Here is a 20,620-nt window from a genome sequence, read left to right on the forward strand (position 1 = left end):
AACTATCCTCAACAGACTGTCATTCTAACGGATTTATTAGAAGTACTTACGGCAGTTATCGTGCCATTATTCGCCCCGGTAAGGCAAAGCATTCTGCGCCGGAAAGCAAATTTTTTCGCATCGGAAACGCTTAACTATGCACTTTTTAACATCGCGTGCGCAATTTCCTGCACCAAATTGATCCGCTAAAAGCGCAGCTGCACCAAAATCAGACAGAAAGGGATGCGCATGGCCCGGCGTGCGGGCCAGCGGGCGTCTTAATCACCGTAAACGTTGAAGTCGAAGTATTTCTTCGCCATTTTGTCGTAGGTGCCGTCTTTACGCATGTCGGCCAGCGCTTTATCAAACGCGGCCTTCAGCTCGCTATCGTCCTTACGCAGGCCGATGCCGGTACCATCACCGAAGAACTTTTTGTCTTTAACGGAAGGACCGGCAAAGGCAAAATCTTTACCGGCAGGTTGCTTGAGGAAGCCCTCGCTGGCGGCCACTTCATCCTGCAACGCGGCATCCAGGCGACCCGCAGCGAGGTCTGAGTAGATCAAATCCTGATTCTGATAGGCCACAACGTCCACGCCGTGGCTGCGCCAGCGTTCATTACCATAGGCCTCCTGGGTGGAGCCCTGCAGTACGCCAACATGCTTGCCTTTGAGGGATTCCAGCGTCGGTTGAATCGGCGAGCCTTTGGCGGCGATCAGGCGGGAGTCGGCCGCGTAGAGCTTGTCAGAGAAGGCGATTTCCTGCTGGCGTTTTTCCGTAATCGACAGCGAAGAGATAATGGCGTCGATTTTCTTGGCCTTCAGCGACGGGATCAGGGAGTCGAAATCGCTGCCGACCCAGGTGCATTTTACTTTGATGCGCGAACAGAGCTCGTTACCCAAATCAATGTCAAAACCCACGAAATCCCCTTTCGCATCCTTTGAAGAGAAAGGCGCGTAGGTGGCATCGGTGCCAATGCGGATACTCTGCGGCAGCGCGGCGAACGCGCTGGAGGCGCTGCAAATTCCCATCATTAAAGAGAGAGCCAGGACCGTCTTCTTCATAGGTTACCCTTAAGTGTCGTGATGTTGTTATGCGATGCGTTATCTTGTTATTTGTACTGCCGACAAAAGCTTGCACGTTTTATGCCATTTTCTCAGTGCGTGCTGGAAATGGCGTTAAATTTGTTAAATAAAGGTTGCAAGTTTGTCTTAAAAGGGAAGATATCAGCAATAACGGATAAACCGCAGTGCCGCAGCGCAAAAAAACAAATTAAATGTTGAGGATTTGATCGAGGCGACAAAATTGCACTGCGGGGAGGCGGATGTGAACAAAGCGCACTATCTTAGTGCACCCTACGCGCCCTGCCAGCGGGAAAAGAGGTCTTGCGGAAGAGAGATATCGAACTGATCGATCACGCGATTGACCGTCTGATTAATCACATCGTCCAGGCTTTTCGGGCGATGATAAAACGCCGGAACCGGCGGCATAATCACCGCGCCCATTTCCGCCGCCTGGACCAGCAGCCGCAAATGGCCAAGGTGGAACGGCGTTTCCCGTACGCACAGCACCAGCGGCCGGCGCTCTTTAAGCACCACGTCCGCCGCCCTGGTCAGCAGCCCGTCGGTATAGCTATGAACAATGCCGGAGAGGGTCTTCATTGAGCATGGCAAAATCACCATCCCGGCGGTTTTAAAAGAGCCGGAAGAGATGCTGGCGGCGATATCGCGGGCATCGTGCACCACGTCGGCTAACGCCTGCACCTCGCGCAGGGAGAAATCCGTCTCCAGCGCCAGCGTCTGACGCGCGGCCTGGCTTAAAATAAGATGGGTTTCGACATTCGAAACCTCGCGCAAAACCTGGAGCAAGCGTACGCCGTAAATCGCGCCGCTGGCGCCAGAAATACCGATAATGAGTCGCTTCACGATGATTGCCCCTTTCACACAATGGCGCAGACTTTGCCGGATTATAGTCTCCGACGCAACCGCGGACCCGCATTTGGCGCGAGAAAATAAAAAAGCCCGCGGCCGTCAGACCGCGGGCTCTCAGCAAAACAGAGGATTACCCTTCGTTGTGCATCTCTAAGTTTTCAACTTCATTCTGCAGCTGAACCGCTTTCGCGTCGTCGTTACGCAGAGAGTCGAGATAGTCCAGATACTGCTGATCGACATCTTTAGTGACGTAGATACCGTTGAACACCGAGCATTCAAACTGCTGAATATCCGGATTCTCCGCGCGCACCGCGTCAATCAGATCGTCCAGATCCTGGAAAATCAGGCCATCGGCGCCGATGATCTGGCGGATCTCATCTACCTCACGCCCGTGGGCTATCAGCTCATTGGCGGTTGGCATATCGATGCCATACACGTTCGGGAAGCGAATTTCCGGCGCAGCGGAGGCCAGATACACTTTCTTCGCCCCGGCTTCGCGCGCCATCTCGATAATTTGCTCAGAGGTGGTGCCGCGCACGATGGAGTCATCCACCAGCAGCACGTTCTTATCGCGGAACTCGGCGCGGTTGGCGTTAAGCTTACGGCGCACGGACTTACGGCGCAGCTGCTGACCGGGCATGATAAAGGTACGGCCAACGTAGCGGTTTTTAACAAACCCCTGGCGATACGGCTTATCGAGGATGCGGGCAATTTCCAGCGCGATATCGCAGGAGGTTTCCGGAATGGGAATGACCACATCGATATCCAGATCTTCCCACTCGCGGGCAATTTTCTCGCCCAGCTTCGTGCCCATATTGACGCGGGCGCTGTAAACGGAAATTTTGTCGATGAAGGAGTCCGGACGCGCAAAATAGACGTACTCGAACAGGCACGGGTTGCTGACCGGGTTTTCCGCGCACTGGCGAGTAAACAGCTGGCCTTTTTCGGTGATATACACCGCTTCACCAGGCGCCACGTCGCGCAGGAACTCAAAGCCCAGCGTATCCAGCGCCACGCTTTCCGAAGCAACCATATACTCGGTGCGGCCATCGCCGATATCGCGCTTGCCCAGCACCAGCGGACGGATGCCGTTCGGGTCGCGGAAAGCGACCATGCCGTGACCGATAATCATCGCCACGCAGGCATAAGCGCCGCGAATCTGGCGGTTGGTGGCGGCGATCGCCGCAAAAATGTTGTCTGCTTCCAGCGGATAGTGGCGGAAGTTGTCCAGCTCGCTGGCGAAGATATTGAGCAGGATTTCGGAATCAGAGGTGGTGTTGATGTGGCGGCGTTTTTCTTCAAACAGCTTTTTACGCAGCTCGTGAGCGTTAGTCAGGTTACCGTTGTGCGCCAACGTAATGCCGTACGGCGAGTTGACGTAGAAAGGCTGTGCCTCGGAGGCGCTGGAGCTGCCAGCCGTCGGGTAACGAACGTGACCAATACCCATATTGCCCTGCATACGCTGCATATGGCGAGCTTCAAAAACGTCGCTCACCAGACCGTTCGCCTTACGCAAACGGAAACAGTTGTTCGCATCAATGGTGATGATGCCTGCGGCATCCTGGCCACGATGCTGAAGCACCGTTAACGCGTCATAAATCGACTGGTTTACCGGCATAACACCGGCGATACCGACAATACCGCACATACGTCTTTTCCTCGTTAAGCTACATCCCAACGCTTATGCTTTGGGCAAGAAACTTGACGAGCTCTGCAGATAGTCAAAGAACCATCTGATAACGAAACTGAACTGTGGGATAAGCTCAGACTTTTGCCAGTCTTCGCTTTTCGCCATACCGGTAAAGCTATCGAGAAAGAACAGAATCGCCGAGACGATTAGCACCCCGCGCAGGGCGCCAAAGCAGATCCCTAACACCCTGTCGGTTCCCGACAGGCCGGTTTTTTCCACCAGCTGACCTATCACAAAGTTAACGATAGCGCCGACGATAAGCGTTGCGATAAACAGTATCGCGATAGCAATCCCATTTCGGACCAGTTCGTCTTCAAAGCCCGTGAACCAGACAGCCAGGTAAGTGTAGTAATGACTGGCTACAAAGAAAGCGCATCCCCAGGTTACCAGCGATAAAGCTTCACGAACAAAGCCGCGGATCAGGCTAACCAGTGAGGAAAAACCAATCACCGCAATTATGGCGTAATCAATCCAGACCATATACGTCCCACGATTTTACGCCCTGTCGTCCGGTTCGGGGCGCATTCTAACAGAAAAAGAAAACGTTTGCGTAGGGATTTCCGTGCCCTACAGAAATAAAAATGGCGCTGAAAAAACATTCAACGCCATACTGCCTTTCGCCTCTTCAGGGCGCGTCAGACAGGGGTTTCAGCACTCTACTCCTTTAAAAAAGAGAGAGTTAGTTCGGACTGTAGCCCATGACCACGCCGCTAAGTCCCGAAAGCTGCTTCAGCTCACCAAGCTGACCTTTCAGCTTATCCTTCGAGGTATCCGGCCCCACGAGAATACGGGTAATTTTACCCTGCACCGGCGTCGAAGGCGACGTGTAAACTTTAAAGCCGGAAGCGCGCAGCTTACCGACAATCTCGTTGACCTTATCGGCGTTCTTCAGCGCCCCAAGCTGCACCACATAGGCTTTACCGGTCGGCGCCGGAATTTCAGCCTGCTGCTGCGGTTTAGGCGGCGGCGTCTGCGCCGCAACCTGCTGCTGTGGTTGCGGTTGCGGCTTCTCTACCGGCTTCGGCTGAGGTTTCGGCTGTGGTTTCGGTGCGACCACCGGCTCCTGCACCACATCAAAACTGTTGTTGTTCACCGGTATCCGCGACGGATCCAGCGATGGCGCAGCGGCATCGCCGGCCCTCACCTCTTCCGCCGCCCCTTCAGGAGGCTGCGAAGGCAGCGCCTGGGTCGCCGCTGGCAGCATATCCGGCTCATCGCGATCCCCCGGTTTTGGCACCAGCGGAATGGCGGCAAACTCATCCTGATAATGTTTTTTCTGACCATCCAGCAGCCCTGGCAGGATAATCACCCCCAGCGCCACCAGCACAATCGTCCCGACTAAACGGTTCTGAAACTTACTCGCCACCGATTCTCCCCGCGTCTATTTCTTCCATTACATGCGCCACCGTATGGAATGAACCACATACCAGCACCGTATCTTCAGGCCCGGCGTCCGCCATCGCGGCATGCCACGCCTCAGCGACGCTAGTATAGACTTTACCTGCGCGCAAATGTTCCAGCAGCTGCTCCGCCGTGGCTCCGCGCGGCCCTTCCAGCGGCGCGCAGTACCAGTCGTCAACTTCGGCCTGTAAATTTGCCAGCGTTCCCGCGATATCCTTGTCATGCAGCATACCAATAACCGCCAGCACGCGCCCCGTTTTCGATAAGGTTTTGAGACGCCCGGCGAGATAGGCCGCCGCATGCGGATTATGGGCAACGTCCAGGATCGTCCGGGGAGCATCGCTGATTATCTGAAAACGCCCCGGCAGCATCGCGTTTTGAACGCCATCGCGCAACGCCTGCTCGTTGACCTTAAGCCCGCTGGCGCGCAAGGCCGCAATCGCCGTAGCCGCATTCGGCAGCGGGACCTGCGGCAGCGGCAGATCGCTTAACGCCCCCTGACGATCGCGGAAGGACCAGCCTTGTTCACTGGCGTCATACTGCCAGTCAACGTCACGGCGCAGGAGCCGCGCCCCTTTTTCGCTCGCCACCTCAGCGATGGTCAACGGCATATCGGGTTCGCCGACGACAGCCGGTTTACCAGGGCGGAAAATCCCCGCCTTTTCGCGGCCGATGCTTTCGCGATCGGGCCCCAGCCAGTCGGTATGGTCGAGGGCAATACTGGTCACCACCGCCACGTCAGCATCGACGATATTGGTCGCATCCAGGCGGCCGCCCAGGCCCACCTCAAGAATCACCACATCCAGCCGCGCCTGCTGAAACAGCCACAGCGCGGAGAGTGTGCCAAACTCGAAATAGCTCAGGGAAATCTCGCCGCGCGCGGCTTCAATTTCGGCAAAAGAGGTCGTATGCGCGAGCTCCGCCAGCTCTTCGCCCTGCACCCGCACCCGCTCTGTGTAGCGCACCAGATGCGGCGAACTGTAAACGCCAACCTTATAGCCCGCCGCCATCAGCACCGACTCCAGGGCACGGCAGGTGGTGCCTTTGCCGTTGGTCCCCGCCACCGTAAAGACAAACGGCGCAGGTTTCATTACCGCCATCCGCTGCGCGACCTCGCTGACGCGCGCCAGCCCGAGATCGATAGTTTTGCTGTGCAGATGTTCCAGATAAGAAAGCCACGTAGCCAGGGGCGACGTGGCCTGAGGAATAGGTTGTTTTTCCATGATGTCCGGCAAGAGTTAGGATAACTACGCGTAAAAAAAAGGGCAGCGCCGTCAGGCCTGCCCTCTGCATTATCAGGCCTCTGGTTCCTGATCCGGCACCGGTGGCACCACCTCACCTTCGTGAGCGGGTTCCGGATTTGGCGCCGGAAGGTTCATCAGCTTCGCCAGAATGCTGGCCAGCTTCAGACGCATTTCCGGGCGGCGTACGATCATGTCGATCGCCCCTTTCTCAATCAGGAACTCGCTGCGCTGGAATCCCGGCGGCAGCTTCTCGCGAACGGTCTGCTCGATAACGCGGGGGCCGGCAAAGCCGATCAGCGCTTTTGGCTCAGCGATGTTGAGATCGCCCAGCATCGCAAAGCTCGCAGACACGCCGCCCATGGTTGGGTCGGTCAGCACGGAGATATACGGCAAGCCGCGCTCCTGCATTTTCGCCAGCGCAGCGGAGGTTTTCGCCATCTGCATCAGCGACATCAGCGCTTCCTGCATACGGGCGCCGCCGGATGCGGAGAAGCAAATCAGCGGGCAGTTGTCTTCCAGAGCCTGCTCAACCGCGCGAACAAAGCGCGCGCCGACCACGGAGCCCATCGACCCACCCATAAAGGAGAATTCGAAAGCGGCGGCAACAACCGGCATATCATGCAGGGTGCCTTTCATGACCACCAGCGCGTCTTTTTCGCCGGTCTCTTTCTGGGCGGACGCCAGACGGTCTTTATACTTTTTCGAATCGCGGAACTTCAGCACATCTTTCGGCTCGAGCTCGCTTCCCAGCTCCACGAGGGAACCTTCGTCCAGCAGGCTATGCAGGCGGTTGCGCGCCGACATACGCATGTGGTGATCGCACTTAGGGCAAACCTCCAGGTTGCGCTCCAGCTCTGCGCGGTACAATACCTGACCGCAGCTGTCGCACTTGGTCCATACACCTTCAGGGATACTTGCCTTACGGGTGGGGGTTATATTGCTTTTAATTCGTTCAATCCAGCTCATTGATAACCTTTCTACCTGAACCTGGTCGATGCCAGTTTTGTCGCAAGGGGCGCATAATGCCATTTTTGCCCCTCACAGACCATGAATGTTGCACATTAAATCATAACATCCCGTAACATGGGATAAAAAAGTGGTCGAACCGCTCACACTTCACTCTTCGGGCGGCGGCATACCGCCCGAAGATCGTCGCCGCGTTATTTCGCCTGTTTCGCCGCCGCCCGCTTGTGGCGGATGACTTCAATCACGCCCGGCAATACGGACAGGACGATAATCGCCACGATCAGCAGCTTAAGGTTTTCCTGGACGATCGGCAAATCGCCGAACAGATAACCCGCGTAGGTAAATAACAGTACCCACAGCAGCGCGCCAACAACGTTATACATCGCAAAATGACGATAGGACATATGCCCCATTCCCGCCACAAACGGCGCAAACGTTCTGACGATCGGCACGAAACGGGCCAGGATGATGGTCTTACCGCCGTGGCGTTCGTAGAAGCTATGGGTCTTATCCAGGTAGCTGCGGCGGAAAATTTTCGAATTGGGATTACTGAAGAGCTTTTCGCCAAACAGCCGGCCAATCGTGTAGTTCAAGGCATCGCCAACAATCGCGGCAATGACCATCAGCAGCACCATTAAATGCACGTTGAGATCGTTGGTCGGCAGCGCGGAGAGCGCGCCTGCCACAAACAGCAGCGAATCCCCCGGCAGGAACGGCGTGACCACCAGGCCAGTTTCGCAGAACAGAATCAAAAATAAAATCGCGTATACCCAAATGCCGTACTCCGCGACCAGCTCAGCCAGATGCACATCAATATGCAGGATAAAATCAATTAAAAAGTGAATCAGGTCCATAGTTTGCGTTAGCCCTTAATAACCCGGTTAGTCCGCCAGAAACAGCGGGCCCATCGGCATGACCGGGAGGTCGTAGTGTGCCGGATAGTCCACCGACACCAGATACAATCCTTCCGCCTTTGCCGTTGCGGCGGCAAGCGTCCTGTCTTTTGCCGCCAGAAGTTCTGCAATCCAGCTCTCTGGCTGGTTACCGGCACCTACTTCCATCAGACTGCCGACAATGTTCCTTACCATATGATGTACAAAGGCATTCGCTTTGATGTCCACCACCACATATGCACCATAACGGGTAACGTTAATATGCATCACGTTGCGCCACGGCGTGCGCGACTGGCACTGTACCGCACGAAACGAGGTGAAATCATTCTCTCCCAGCAGACACTGAGCGGCGCGCTGCATCCGCTCCGCATCCAGCGGGAGGTAATAATGGGTTACGCCGCGGCTCAATACCGCCGGCCGCAGACGATGATTATAGATAACATAACGATAGCGACGCGCCGTGGCGCTGAAGCGGGCATGAAAATCCGGTGGAACCGGCTTTACCCAGCGCACCGCAATATCGCCGGGCAAATTCGCATTTACGCCCAGCGTCCATGCGGCATCCTGACGCTGCGCGCGGGTTTCAAAATGCACGACCTGACCGGTACCGTGAACGCCGGCATCCGTACGGCCCGCGCAAAAAACGTTAACAGGCTCGTTCGCTACCTGCGAGAGCGCCTTTTCCAGCTTCTCCTGTACGCTGCGGACTTCGTTCTGCCGCTGCCAGCCGTAGTACTTGCTGCCATCGTATTCGATGCCCAGCGCGATTTTGTAGACCGGCGGCTGCTCCATCTCAGACATCAGTACAAATACTCCTGAACCAGCTTCTCAGCAATTTTCACCGCCATCAGCGCGCCGCCAAAACGGACGTTATCGGCGACGGACCAGAACTGCACCTGCTCAGGCATACCGTAGTCGTTATGCACGCAGCCGACGGAGAGGCGGGCGTTACCGGAAGCATCGCCGACCTGCGTCGGGAACTCGCCCTCCTCGGACAGTTCGATATCTTCGCCAAGGCTAAAGGCATCGCGCGCCTCTTCGGCGGCCAGCGGACGCTGCGCTTCAAAACTCACCATCTGCGCGTGGCCGTAAAACACCGGCGACTGAACGACGTTTGCGGAGATCATCAGGCCATCATCCTGCAGGATTTTGCGGACCTCATCGACGATACGGCGCTCTTCACGCACGCTTCCTTCACGATCGGGCAGCAGCGGCAGCATGTTGAACGCCAGCTGACGACCGAAGAAATCATCTTCGTCGATCGGAATACCGTTAAGCAATTTGGCGCTCTGCCCCGCGAGGGCATCGACCGCTTTTTTACCGTGAGCGGAAGCGGAAAGCAGGCTGGTCACGCTGATACGCGCCAGGCCGCCCCGATCGATCAACGGTTTCAACGCCGACAGCAGCTGGCTGGTCAGGCTATTCGCGACCGAGATAACGTTGCGATTGCGGTAATCCGCCAGTACGAACGGGTTAACATCCGGTACCACCAGCGGCACGTCCGGCTCCAGCGCAAACAGACCGCTTAAATCAATCACCAGGCAGCCCGCGTTAGTGGCGTCTTCGATATACGCGGCGGAGGCCTCTACACCGGCGGCAAAAAAGGCCAGTTGGGCCTGGGTCCAGTCAAATTCCGCCGCATCCTGAACGATAACCGACTTGCCCGAAAAACGCAGATGTTCACCGGCGCTATCGCTACGCGCCAGCGCATAAATATCCCCCACCGGGAACTGACGATCGGCAAGCGTTTCGAACAGGGCTTCGCCTACGGCGCCCGTTGCGCCCAGTACGGCAATATTCCAGCCTTCAGACATGGTGGTGTACTCCAGAAAAAAGCGGCCCTGCCGGATTATCCAGCAGGAGCATTAAGATGATATTAACGAACAGGATGATGAACGGCGTTAAAGCCCAGCTGGCGCAACAGCGTCGCCGCCTGCGCATCGCTGCACTGTACGTACAGCGAAGACCATTCACGGCGTTCCTGATAATTTTTGCGCAGTTTGTCGAACTCGCCCGCAGCGCCCGCGACTTTTCGCAGCGGCGCATCATCGCGGCGCACATCATACACCAAATGCGCCAGCCGTTTTAGCGTTGCCTGATCGAGCGGCCCGTGCAGCGTAATGCGGCCAAACTCCGGCGCCGGTAGCAACGTGTCCAGCGCCACCTGCTGTGGATGACCAATAAACGCGCTGTAGGCCTCAAAAACCTGCGTCGTACCGCGCGCTTTGCCTTCAAGGGTATAGCCGGCAATATGCGGCGTACCAATATCCACCCGCTTGAGCAATTCGGTATTCAGATCCGGCTCCGGCTCCCAGACATCCAGCACCACGCTTAATGCCTGCCCGGCCTGCAGCCGCTGCAGCAGCGCGGCGTTATCCACCACCGGACCACGGCAGGCGTTGATTAAAATCGTCCCCGGCTTCAGGCGGCGAATCAGCGCCTCATCCGCCAGGTGCAGCGTTTTGTACTGCCCTTCCTTATAGAGCGGGGTATGGAACGTCAAAATGTCCGTGTCCTGCACCAGCTCGTCAAGGGAGCGGAAATCCCCCTCGTCGCCGCGATCGGCGCGCGGCGGATCGCAGAGCAGCGTTTTGATTCCCAGCGCCTCAAGGCGTTTTTGCAGACGCCCGCCCACGTTGCCGACGCCCACGATCCCGACGGTACGGTCGGCCAGCGCAAAACCGTCACGCTCGGCCAGCATGAGCAGCGCAGAAAACACATATTCCACCACCGCGATAGCGTTGCAGCCCGGCGCCGCGGAAAAACCGATTCCCGCCTGCTGTAGCCACGCCTGATCGACATGATCGGTACCCGCCGTCGCGGTGCCAACAAATTTGATCGCTTTGCCAGAAAGTAGCGCTTCGTTAACTTTGGTGACGGATCGCACCATCAGCGCATCGGCGTCATTCAGCGCTTCAACCGGGACAGGGCGACCTGCAACGGCCTTCACTTCCCCCAGGCGGCTAAAAAGCTCGCGCGCATAGGGCATATTTTCATCAACGAGGATTTTCACGGTTCAGTACCTGTCTGAGAGCGAGAGTAAACCGGGGAAGTGTGCCATAATCTGCCCGCCAGGAACATCACCACCCGGCCCTTAGTACAGTAATTTAGTACAGCAATACGCAAAGGATTAATCATGACGCAACCCGTTTCAGGTATGTCCGATCGCCCTCCGGGCTCAGGCGAACCTCCGCTCACCACTCAGCAGCGTACCGCGCTAGAGCGGCTCATTACGCGCCTGGTGGCTTTAACATCCCAGCAAAATGCGGAAGTGTGGGCCTGCGTAAAACACGATCTGAGCCTGAAAAACGACGCGCCGCTGCTGGCAAGCCATTTTGCCGCCGCCGAGAACAGCCTGAACCAGCGCCTAATCCTCGCCCAGCAAAATCATCACCGTCGGCAAATCCTGGCGCAGCTGAGCGAGCTGCTGAATCAGGGCAACAATCGCCAGGCGGTCAGCGATTATATTCGTCAGCATGACGGTCAAACCGCCCTGCATGCCTTGTCCCAGCCGCAGCTGGAGAATGTTCTGCAGCTCCTGCAAAGCGGCCAGCTCTCGATTCCTCAGCCGCAGCAGCGCCCGCCAACGCATCGTCCGCTGCTGCCCGCGGAGCACAACACGCTCAATCAGCAGGTGACCAGACTCGCGGCGGCCACCGGCGAGTCCAGCAAGCTTATCTGGCAATCCATGCTGGAGCTAAGCGGCGTCAAGAGCGGAGAGTTGATCCCGGCGACCCACTTCACTCCCCTCTCGTACTGGCTACATGCGCGGCAAACGCTCAGTTCGCAGGCTGCGCCGACGCTGACCTCGCTGCAGGCCGCATTAAAACAGCCGCTTGAAGCCGCGGAATGGCAAAGAGTGATGGATTTTGCCCAAACCCACTGGCACGCGACGGCGCAAACGCCGCTCAGCGCGGCGCAGCTGCTGACGCTGCTCAACAAAATTTTCGTGCTCAGGGTCGCCAGAGCCCAGGAGACGCTGGCGATCCCGCCGGTTCAGGCGCCTCCCGCCTCACCGTGGCTGGTATTGAAAAAACCGTGGGTTATCGCGCTGGCAGCTATCGTGGTGCTTGCCCTGCTGTGGCTGGTGATTTAAGGAGATATCATCGGCCCGCATGCCGGGCCGAATGAAGCGCTACTTACGCAGCGACACCAGGCTAACCAGGATCCCCAGCACGGCGCATATTGCCGCGGCCAGGAAGACGGAAGAGTAGCCCAACGACGTCGCCAGCAGCCCGGTAAGCGGGCCGGTGACGCCGTAAGAGATATCCTGAAACGCGGCATAGCCGCCAAGCGCCGTTCCTCGTACCTGCGGCGGTACCCGCTTCACGACCTCGACGCCCAGCGCCGGGAAGATAAGCGAGCATCCGCAGCCGGTGAGCGCCGCCCCCGCCAGCGCGATCCAGGCATTGGGCGCCTGCCAGAGCAGCGCCAGGCCTATCGCTTCAATCAGCAGCGAAACGATGGCCACTTTCACCCCGCCGAAGCGGTCCGGCATCCAGCCAAACAGTACGCGCATCAGGACAAACGCCCCGCCAAACGCGGTCAGCGTAAAACCTGCCATCGCCCAGCCGTTGCTGGCGAAATACAAAGAGACAAATGTGCCAATTACCGCGAAGCCGACGCCCTGAAGGCCAAGACCGATACCGGGCCGCCAGATCATTCCCACCACGCTCCACAGCGACGGCCGCTCGCCGCCGTGAGCAGGAATTTTACGCACCGTGCCGTTAATCGCCCAGGCCACTAACGGCAGCACCATGGTGACGCAGGCCAGCGCCTCGACGCCGTAATGGCTGTAGATCAGCAGCCCCAGCGGCGCCCCGGCCGCCAGAGAGCCGTATATCGCCATACCGTTCCACGACATGACTTTACCGGAGCGCATGGGCCCCACCAGCCCCATCCCCCAGCTTAAATTACCGGTGAGCAGCTGGCTTTCACCAAAACCCAGGATCAGACGGCCAAGCACCAGCAGGCCAAACTTCGCCATGACCGGCACCGGCAGCAGCGCGGCGCACAGCCAGGCGCCCCCCGCCAGCGCGCAGGCCAACATCCCCTGCAGGACAGAGCGTTTGGCGCCGTACTGATCGGCAAGGCGGCCGGCATAGCCGCGGGTTAATACGGTCGCCAGAAACTGGATACCGACGGCGACGCCAACCATGGTATTGCCAAATCCCAGTTCCTGATGGACAAACAAAGGGATAACCGGTAGCGGCAGGCCGACGGTCATATAGGTGAGAAAAACGGCGAACGTGATCCGAAACAGCGAACCATTCGCTGAAGGAGTGCGTTTTGTTTCAGTGACTGCGGACATGCTTTACTCCAGTTCGCAGAGTAAGGCGAGGTGAGACCACGCCCTCTCCACCTGATTATCAGGGTTAAGGCGCGTTGGATGACGTTAAACGCTTACGCATTATCTGAGAGAATAATGTTGTGCCAGGAGTTTGCCTTTTCTCCCGGGGGTCTGTCAAGAATACAAAAAAGGGAGCCCGTTGGCTCCCCTTGTAAAGCGTGTTCGTTATGCGCGGTATTTGCGCATGACCAGCGTGGCGTTAGTCCCGCCAAAGCCGAAGCTGTTAGACATCACGGTCGTCAGCGCGCGTTCGGTCGGCTCGGTCACGATATTCAGGCCGGCGGCCTGCTCGTCCATCTCTTCGATGTTGATGCTCGGCGCAATAAAGCCGTGTTCCAGCATCAGCAGGGAGTAGATAGCTTCCTGTACGCCAGCGGCGCCCAGGGAGTGGCCGGTCATCGCTTTGGTCGCGGAGATCGCTGGGCTGTTATCACCGAAGACTTCACGAATCGCCCCCAGCTCCTTCACATCGCCTACCGGAGTAGAAGTACCGTGGGAGTTCAGGTAGTCAATCGGTGTGTCAACGCCGTCCATCGCCATCTTCATGCAGCGAACCGCGCCTTCACCGGACGGGGCAACCATGTCTGCGCCATCGGACGTTGCGCCGTAGCCAACGATTTCAGCATAGATGTGCGCGCCGCGCGCCAGAGCATGTTCCAGCTCTTCAACCACAACCATACCGCCGCCGCCCGCGATAACGAAACCATCACGGTGGGTGTCATAGGTACGAGACGCTTTTTCTGGCGTTTCGTTGTATTTGGTGGACAGCGCGCCCATCGCGTCGAATTCACACGCCATTTCCCAGCACAGCTCTTCGCCGCCGCCAGCAAACACGATGTCCTGTTTGCCCAGCTGGATTTGTTCAACAGCGTTACCGATGCAGTGGGCGGAAGTCGCACAGGCGGAGCTGATGGAGTAGTTCACGCCGTAGATTTTGAACGGTGTTGCAAGGCAAGCGGATACCGCGGACGCCATCGCTTTGGTCACCACGTAGGGGCCAACCGCTTTCAGACCGCGCGGGCTGCGCATTGCATCAGCGCCGAAAACCTGAGATTTAGAAGAACCGCCAGAACCGGCAATCAGGCCCACGCGCGGGTTTTGCTGATAGACTTCATCTTTCAGGCCAGCATCTTCAATTGCCTGCTGCATGGAAAGATAGGAATAGATAGAGGCATCGTTCATGAAACGAACCACTTTACGGTCGATCAAGCCGGTGGTGTCCAGTTTGACGTTGCCCCATACGTGGCTGCGCATTCCTGAATCTTTAAACTCTTCAGAGAAAGTGATCCCGGAGCGTCCTTCACGCAGAGATGCCAGGACTTCCTGCTGGTTATTACCAATACTGGAAACGATGCCCAGGCCAGTAATCACTGCACGTTTCATTCAATACCTCTGTAAGTCGCACTATATTAAGTTTCGAGTCGCACAATAGCGTACACTTGTACGCCGAACAAGTCCGATCAGCCAATTTGTGTATAAATTTGCGCCCTCAGGCACACATCGTTAAGATCGTTCTACGCCTTGTGATTCGAGTAACTTACGTGAAACAAAACGCCATACAACCCGCCAACCTGGAATTCAACGCTGAGGGTACACCTGTTTCCCGAGATTTTGACGATGTCTACTTTTCCAATGACAACGGTCTGGAAGAGACGCGCTACGTTTTCCTCGACGGAAACCAGCTCAAGGAACGCTTCCCTGAGCATGCACGTCCGTTCTTTGTGGTTGCCGAAAGCGGGTTCGGTACCGGCCTGAATTTCCTCACGCTGTGGCAGGCGTTTGACGTTTTTCACCGCGATAAACCAGAAGCTACCCTGCAAAGATTACATTTCATCAGTTTCGAAAAATTTCCGCTGAAAGCGGAGGACCTGCGCCTTGCTCACCAGCGCTGGCCGGAGCTTGCAACCTGGGCCGAGCAGCTGCAGGCGCAGTGGCCTCTGCCCATCGCGGGCTGCCATCGTCTGCTGCTGGATGAAGGGCGGGTCACGCTGGATTTGTGGTTTGGCGATATTAATGAACTGACCAACGAGCTCGATGATTCGCTTAATCAGCAGGTGGACGCCTGGTTTCTTGATGGCTTTGCCCCGGCAAAAAATCCGGACATGTGGACGGCGGAGCTGTTTGCGGCGATGGCTCGTCTGGCAAGACCCGGCGGTACCCTGGCCACCTTCACCTCCGCCGGCTTTGTGCGCCGCGGCCTGCAGGAGGCCGGTTTCAGCATGCAGAAGCGCAAGGGTTTTGGCCGCAAGCGCGAAATGCTGACCGGCGAAATGCGTGAAACGCCGGAGATCCCCGCGCGCGCGCCGTGGTTTGCCCGCAGCGGTACGGAACAGCGCGATGCCGCGATTATCGGCGGGGGGATCGCCAGCGCCCTGCTCGCGCTGGCGCTGCTGCGCCGCGGATGGCAGGTAACGTTATACTGCGCCGACAGCGCGCCGGCTGAAGGCGCATCCGGAAACCGCCAGGGCGCGCTCTATCCGCTGCTCAGCCAGCACGATGCCGCCCTGGCCCGCTTCTTCCCGGCGGCATTTACTTTCGCCCGCCGCCTGTATGACGCTCTGCCGGTGATGTTCGATCATGACTGGTGCGGCGTGACGCAGCTGGGCTGGGATACGAAAAGCGCGCAGAAAATCGCCCAGATGATTGCGCTTAACCTGCCGCCGGAAATCGCCGTCGCCGTGGACGCCCGAACCACTGCGCAACAAACCGGTGTGGAAACCGGCTGCGGGGGCATCGCCTATCCTGCCGGCGGCTGGCTTTGTCCGCAGCAGTTAACCGCTGAACTACTGGCCCTCGCCGCCACTCGCGGATTGCGCGTGCGCTACGATTATCCGGTCACGGAGCTCAGCGCAGACAACAACGGCTGGCAATTAAACCAGCGGCAGTACCACGAGGTCGTGGTGCTGGCCAACGGCCATCAGCTGACCCGCTTTAGCCAGACGGAGCATCTTCCCATGTACCCGGTTGCCGGTCAGGTTAGCCATATTCCGACGACGCCAGGGCTATCGAAATTGCGCCAGGTCCTGTGCTACAACGGCTACCTGACGCCGCAAAACCCGCATAATCAGCAACACTGCATTGGCGCAAGCTACCACCGCGGACAGGCAGAGGCCGCGTTTAGCGCCGAGGATCAGCAGCAGAATCGTCAGCGCCTGATTGACTGTTTCCCGCAGGCGGAATGGACGCGGGAGGTAGACGTAAGCGCTAATCAGGCCCGCAGCGGCGTGCGCTGCGCAACCCGCGATCATTTGCCGATGGTCGGCAACGTGCCTGATTATGAGGCCACCTTACGCGAATATGCCTCGCTGGCTGAACGTCAGGAGCAGGCCGGAGAAGCGCCGGTTTACCGCAACCTGTATATGCTGGGAGCTCTGGGCTCGCGCGGCCTGTGCTCCGCGCCGCTGGCGGCTGAAATTCTGGCGTCGCAAATGAGCAATGAGCCATTACCCATGGATAAAGAAACGCTGGCGGCGCTGAATCCTAACCGACTGTGGGTAAGAAAACTGCTGAAAGGGAAAGCGGTGAAATAATTGCGGGAAATAGAGCCCGGCTGAGCGAATGCCGGGCTTTGGCGGAGGGCAGAGCTATTTCTGCATCGCCTTCTGGTACAAACTGTTCCACATTTCCTGCACCAGAACCTGATCCGGCGGCGACAGTTCGCCCGCGCTGATGGCTTTTTCCAGGCTCCGGGATACCTTGTCATGTACCGCTTGCGCAGTATGCTCGCCCTCTCCTTCCAGCTCGGCCACCGCCAGCGTCAGGTGGCCGCGCAGATAACCGCCGGCAAACAGTTCGTCATCACTGGCGTGGTCGACCATATCATCAATTAACGCCAGAATGCGTGATTCAAACTCCGCGATCATCTTCTTTCCTCATAGTATGTAAAGTGTGGCCTTAGTGCAGGTCTTCCGGCCACGGGAACTGTTCTGCCGTCAAGGGCGGCGTTTGGTAATATTCTTGCAGCGCCTGAATGAAACGCGCGGGACGCTCAGGGATCCCCTGCTCCAGATAGGTCATTACCTGGGCATGCACGCGCCGCTGAAAAGCGATCCGATCGGGCTCAAAATCCCCTTCCAGGTTGTCGCAGCTGACGTTAAATGGGTATCCTGCCGCCACGCAAAACAGCCAGTCAAACGCCTGAGGCTTCACCTCAACGTCTTCAAATTGAGACTGGGTCATCGCGTCGCGACCGTCCGGACAGTACCAGTAACCGAAATCTACCAGCTCACGTCGCGCCTTCCCGGCAATGCACCAGTGCGATATCTCGTGCAGTCCGCTGGCGTAAAAGCCGTGGGCAAAGACGATACGGTTGTAAGGCACGTCATCATCTGCCGGAAGATAGATCGGTTCGTCATCGCCTTTAATCAGACGGGTATTAAAATCTTCAGCAAAACAGCCGTCGAAAATTTCAATCAGCTGTTCATATTTATGCGTGCTGTTCATTAGTTCATCCCCAGCCACTGGAGGAACTCCTGTCCATGGCTGTCATAAAGCAGTTTTGCACTCATCACCGCCGACACCACGACGATCATCGGTCGAATCAGTGACTGTCCTTTGCTCAGCACCAGCCGCGATCCCGCGCGGGCGCCGATAAATTGCCCGGCCAGCATCACAAAGCCGGTAGCCCATATCACCTTGCCGCCAATAATAAACAACAGCAGGCCGCCAACGTTAGACGTCGCGTTAAGCAATTTTGCATGCGCGGTCGATTTCGCCAGGTTGAACCCCGCGAGGGTGACGAAAGCCAGCGCGTAAAACGATCCGGCGCCCGGACCAAAGAAACCGTCGTAAAAACCGACGCAGCCGCCAGCCACCAGGGCAAACGGCAGACCGTACAGACGTCGCTGCCGGTCCTCTTCGCCGAGCTTCGGCATCAGCAGAAAATAGAGGCCAATGCCGATAACCAGGATTGGCAGTATCTGCTTGAGAATATCGGACTGGACGTGCTGGACCAGCAGCGCGCCGCCCGTCGAGCCGAGAAAGGTCATCAGAATATTGAGCTTCTGGTCGGCAAGATTCACCACCTTGCGGCGGATGAAATAAAGCGAAGCGGACAGCGACCCGCCGCAGGCCTGCAGCTTGTTGGTGGCCAGCGCCTGCGCAGGGGGAAGACCCGCCGCCATCAGGGCCGGGACGGTCAATAACCCGCCGCCGCCCGCCAGTGAATCGATAAATCCCGCCAGAATGGCCACGAAAAACAGTACGACCAGTACCGTCGGTGACACCATAAAAACGTCGATAAAACTATCCATTAAAGAATATGCTCATCCAGTAGCGCCTGGCAGGAAGGCGGCAGCGGAGGCGGCGTCTTCTTAACAGGAGGGGTTGATCCTGGCTTAGGGGGTTCAAACCAGCTTTGCAATTCCGCACCGCAGCCATCGCCCGCCGGAGGCGGAGCCTGGTCTTCACACTCGAGGCTGTCGGCCGGGCAGCGCAGGCGCACGTGCATATGCGCTCGGTGCTGGAACCATGGGCGAACTTTGCGTAGCCAGTCGCGATCGCTACCGGCATCCAGGCACAGCTGCTGCTTAATCGCCGGGTTGACGAAAATACGCGTAACGTCGCTATCTTGCGCCGCCATCTTAATCAGCTGGCTGATTTGCGGGCTCCACAGCGACGGCACTACGCGTTTGCCGTCGCGGGCCACCAGGTCCAGCGCCTGCGGCTTCAGCAGCTGAGCTGAACTCCAACGCGCCTGCGGCAGCTGAAGAAAAATATCGACATCCAGTCCGGACTGATGGCTGGCGTGGCCGCCGTTAAAGCGCCCGCCGGCCGGCATACCCATGTCGCCAATCAGCACCGTTCCCATGCCTTTATTGTGCGCCTGATTGCTCAGACGCTGAATAAACTGCACGAGGTCCGGATGGCCGAAGTAGCGATTCTGATCGGTACGCATCACCTGATAACCAGTGGCGTTTAACGGCAGCGCCTGCGCGCCAACGATACAGCCATTGGCAAACGCGCCAATGGACTGCGGGCTGCCGCTAACGGGCTGCGTAATTTTCTGCCACGGCGTCGCCGCCAGGCTGGTACCGCTGGCGAGGAGCGCCAGCAGTGCGATAACGGTGTTTTTCATCTATGACCAGCGTGGAATTGATGTCGTCACGTCGCCATTTTGCGCGCGCTGACGCATAAAGTGATCCATTAACACGATCGCCAGCATCGCTTCGGCAATAGGTACCGCACGAATACCGACGCAAGGATCGTGACGCCCTTTGGTGATCATCTCAACTTCTTCGCCAAAGCGATTGATCGTGTGACCCGGGACGGTGATGCTGGAGGTCGGCTTCAGCGCGATATTCGCCACGATCTGCTGACCGCTGCTGATGCCGCCGAGAATGCCGCCCGCGTGGTTGCTCTGGAAGCCCGCTTTGGTAATTTCATCGCGGTTTTCGCTGCCGCGCAGCTTCACCACCTCAAAACCATCGCCAATTTCCACGCCCTTCACCGCATTGATGCTCATCAGCGCGTGCGCGATATCGGCATCCAGACGGTCGAATACCGGCTCGCCCAGTCCCGGCGGTACGCCATCGGCCACCACGGTGACCTTCGCCCCGATGGAGTCGCCCTCTTTTTTCAGGCCGCGCATCAGTTCATCAAGCGCTTCGATTTTGTCCGGATCCGGGCAGAAGAACGGGTTCTGCTCTACCTGATCCCACGCTTTTATCGCCAGCGGGATATCGCCCATCTGGGTCAGGCAACCGCGAATCACAATACCAAATTTCGCGGCGAGGAATTTCTTGGCAATCGCCCCTGCGGCCACGCGCATGGCGGTTTCACGCGCAGAGGAACGACCGCCGCCGCGATAGTCGCGCAGGCCATATTTCTGCTCGTAGGTGTAGTCAGCGTGTCCCGGGCGGAAAACGTCCTTAATGGCGCCGTAGTCCTGAGAACGCTGGTCGGTATTCTCAATCAGCAGGCCAATGCTGGTCCCGGTGGTCACCCCCTCGAATACGCCGGAGAGGATCTTCACCTGGTCCGGCTCGCGGCGCTGGGTGGTATAGCGTGAGGTTCCCGGACGACGGCGATCGAGATCGTGCTGGAGATCGGCTTCGGTTAGCGGAATGCCTGGCGGCACGCCGTCAACGATGCAGCCCAGCGCCAGGCCATGCGACTCGCCGAACGTCGTGACGCGAAAGAGTTGTCCAATTGTATTTCCTGCCATCACG

General features: G+C 57.8%; 20 protein-coding genes. 2 read left to right on the forward strand and 18 right to left on the reverse strand.

Translation table 11 applies throughout. The annotated features are described in order from the left end of the window. Positions 1–257: 257 nt before the first annotated feature. The 11 genes from argT to pdxB all read right to left on the reverse strand — a co-directional run bounded on the left by argT (position 258) and on the right by pdxB (position 11,114). Complete coding sequence (gene argT, locus BJF97_RS20715; RefSeq protein WP_014230270.1) at positions 258–1,040, reverse strand: lysine/arginine/ornithine ABC transporter substrate-binding protein ArgT; 783 nt, start codon at positions 1,038–1,040, stop codon at positions 258–260. A 291-nt stretch (positions 1,041–1,331) separates the two neighbouring features. After that, complete coding sequence (locus BJF97_RS20720) at positions 1,332–1,901, reverse strand: UbiX family flavin prenyltransferase (RefSeq protein ID WP_032694838.1); 570 nt, start codon at positions 1,899–1,901, stop codon at positions 1,332–1,334. A gap of 136 nt (positions 1,902–2,037) precedes the next feature. Beyond that, on the reverse strand, positions 2,038–3,555 hold the full coding sequence (purF, locus tag BJF97_RS20725) for an amidophosphoribosyltransferase (RefSeq protein WP_004123211.1): 1,518 nt from the start codon (positions 3,553–3,555) through the stop codon (positions 2,038–2,040). A gap of 33 nt (positions 3,556–3,588) precedes the next feature. Next, entirely contained in the window at positions 3,589–4,077 is a 489-nt protein-coding gene (gene cvpA / locus BJF97_RS20730; RefSeq protein ID WP_004104143.1) for a colicin V production protein, read from the reverse strand. A gap of 199 nt (positions 4,078–4,276) precedes the next feature. Continuing rightward, positions 4,277–4,963, reverse strand: coding sequence for a cell division protein DedD (gene dedD, locus BJF97_RS20735; RefSeq protein WP_014839134.1), 687 nt, complete (start codon positions 4,961–4,963; stop codon positions 4,277–4,279). Then, on the reverse strand, positions 4,953–6,221 hold the full coding sequence (gene folC, locus BJF97_RS20740) for a bifunctional tetrahydrofolate synthase/dihydrofolate synthase (protein WP_032694839.1): 1,269 nt from the start codon (positions 6,219–6,221) through the stop codon (positions 4,953–4,955). The genes dedD and folC overlap by 11 nt, the downstream gene beginning before the upstream one ends. Positions 6,222–6,293: 72 nt before the next feature. Beyond that, complete coding sequence (accD, locus tag BJF97_RS20745) at positions 6,294–7,208, reverse strand: acetyl-CoA carboxylase, carboxyltransferase subunit beta (RefSeq protein WP_004870882.1); 915 nt, start codon at positions 7,206–7,208, stop codon at positions 6,294–6,296. A 194-nt stretch (positions 7,209–7,402) separates the two neighbouring features. Continuing rightward, positions 7,403–8,062, reverse strand: coding sequence for a DedA family protein (locus BJF97_RS20750; RefSeq protein ID WP_004123217.1), 660 nt, complete (start codon positions 8,060–8,062; stop codon positions 7,403–7,405). Positions 8,063–8,089: 27 nt separating this feature from the next. After that, a complete protein-coding gene (gene truA, locus BJF97_RS20755) occupies positions 8,090–8,902 on the reverse strand; it encodes a tRNA pseudouridine(38-40) synthase TruA (RefSeq protein WP_009654666.1) in 813 nt (270 codons plus the stop codon). Then, positions 8,902–9,915: an aspartate-semialdehyde dehydrogenase gene (locus tag BJF97_RS20760; RefSeq protein WP_004852895.1), complete on the reverse strand. Its 1,014-nt coding sequence runs from the start codon at positions 9,913–9,915 to the stop codon at positions 8,902–8,904. Before BJF97_RS20760 ends, truA begins: the two co-directional genes overlap by 1 nt. Positions 9,916–9,977: 62 nt before the next feature. Beyond that, positions 9,978–11,114 (reverse strand): 4-phosphoerythronate dehydrogenase PdxB, encoded by a 1,137-nt coding sequence (gene pdxB, locus BJF97_RS20765; protein ID WP_070082978.1) that lies wholly within the window; start codon positions 11,112–11,114, stop codon positions 9,978–9,980. Positions 11,115–11,237: 123 nt separating this feature from the next. Between pdxB and flk the strand changes: the two genes are divergently transcribed. Continuing rightward, positions 11,238–12,197, forward strand: coding sequence for a flagella biosynthesis regulator Flk (gene flk, locus BJF97_RS20770; RefSeq protein WP_032694841.1), 960 nt, complete (start codon positions 11,238–11,240; stop codon positions 12,195–12,197). A 39-nt stretch (positions 12,198–12,236) separates the two neighbouring features. On the opposite strand, the gene BJF97_RS20775 is transcribed toward flk, so the two are convergent. Together BJF97_RS20775 and fabB are read right to left on the reverse strand one after the other, a co-directional pair. Continuing rightward, positions 12,237–13,412 carry an MFS transporter gene (locus tag BJF97_RS20775; RefSeq protein ID WP_032694842.1) on the reverse strand — a complete coding sequence of 392 codons (1,176 nt, stop codon included), beginning with the start codon at positions 13,410–13,412 and terminating at the stop codon, positions 12,237–12,239. A 204-nt stretch (positions 13,413–13,616) separates the two neighbouring features. Further along, complete coding sequence (gene fabB / locus BJF97_RS20780) at positions 13,617–14,834, reverse strand: beta-ketoacyl-ACP synthase I (RefSeq protein WP_014230276.1); 1,218 nt, start codon at positions 14,832–14,834, stop codon at positions 13,617–13,619. Positions 14,835–14,992: 158 nt separating this feature from the next. Between fabB and mnmC the strand changes: the two genes are divergently transcribed. Further along, positions 14,993–16,981 carry a bifunctional tRNA (5-methylaminomethyl-2-thiouridine)(34)-methyltransferase MnmD/FAD-dependent 5-carboxymethylaminomethyl-2-thiouridine(34) oxidoreductase MnmC gene (gene mnmC / locus BJF97_RS20785; protein WP_032694852.1) on the forward strand — a complete coding sequence of 663 codons (1,989 nt, stop codon included), beginning with the start codon at positions 14,993–14,995 and terminating at the stop codon, positions 16,979–16,981. 54 nt (positions 16,982–17,035) lie between these two features. Here the strand turns inward: mnmC and BJF97_RS20790 are convergent, their stop codons facing one another. Genes BJF97_RS20790 through aroC form a run of 5 tightly spaced genes read right to left on the reverse strand, consistent with a single transcriptional unit; the run spans position 17,036 to position 20,616 of the window. Further along, complete coding sequence (locus BJF97_RS20790) at positions 17,036–17,314, reverse strand: YfcL family protein (protein WP_014230278.1); 279 nt, start codon at positions 17,312–17,314, stop codon at positions 17,036–17,038. Positions 17,315–17,345: 31 nt separating this feature from the next. Continuing rightward, the gene (locus BJF97_RS20795) at positions 17,346–17,894 is read right to left on the reverse strand and encodes an elongation factor P hydroxylase (RefSeq protein ID WP_014230279.1); all 549 of its coding nucleotides are present in this window, start codon (positions 17,892–17,894) and stop codon (positions 17,346–17,348) included. After that, positions 17,894–18,703, reverse strand: a complete 810-nt coding sequence (locus tag BJF97_RS20800; protein WP_014230280.1) for a sulfite exporter TauE/SafE family protein — start codon at positions 18,701–18,703, stop codon at positions 17,894–17,896. The genes BJF97_RS20795 and BJF97_RS20800 overlap by 1 nt, the downstream gene beginning before the upstream one ends. Next, positions 18,703–19,527, reverse strand: coding sequence for a penicillin-insensitive murein endopeptidase (mepA, locus tag BJF97_RS20805; RefSeq protein ID WP_014230281.1), 825 nt, complete (start codon positions 19,525–19,527; stop codon positions 18,703–18,705). Before mepA ends, BJF97_RS20800 begins: the two co-directional genes overlap by 1 nt. Next, positions 19,528–20,616 (reverse strand): chorismate synthase, encoded by a 1,089-nt coding sequence (gene aroC / locus BJF97_RS20810; protein ID WP_014230282.1) that lies wholly within the window; start codon positions 20,614–20,616, stop codon positions 19,528–19,530. Between the last annotated feature and the right edge of the window lie 4 nt (positions 20,617–20,620).

Source organism: Klebsiella sp. LTGPAF-6F (genome assembly GCF_001753185.1).
GTDB lineage: Bacteria > Pseudomonadota > Gammaproteobacteria > Enterobacterales > Enterobacteriaceae > Klebsiella > Klebsiella michiganensis.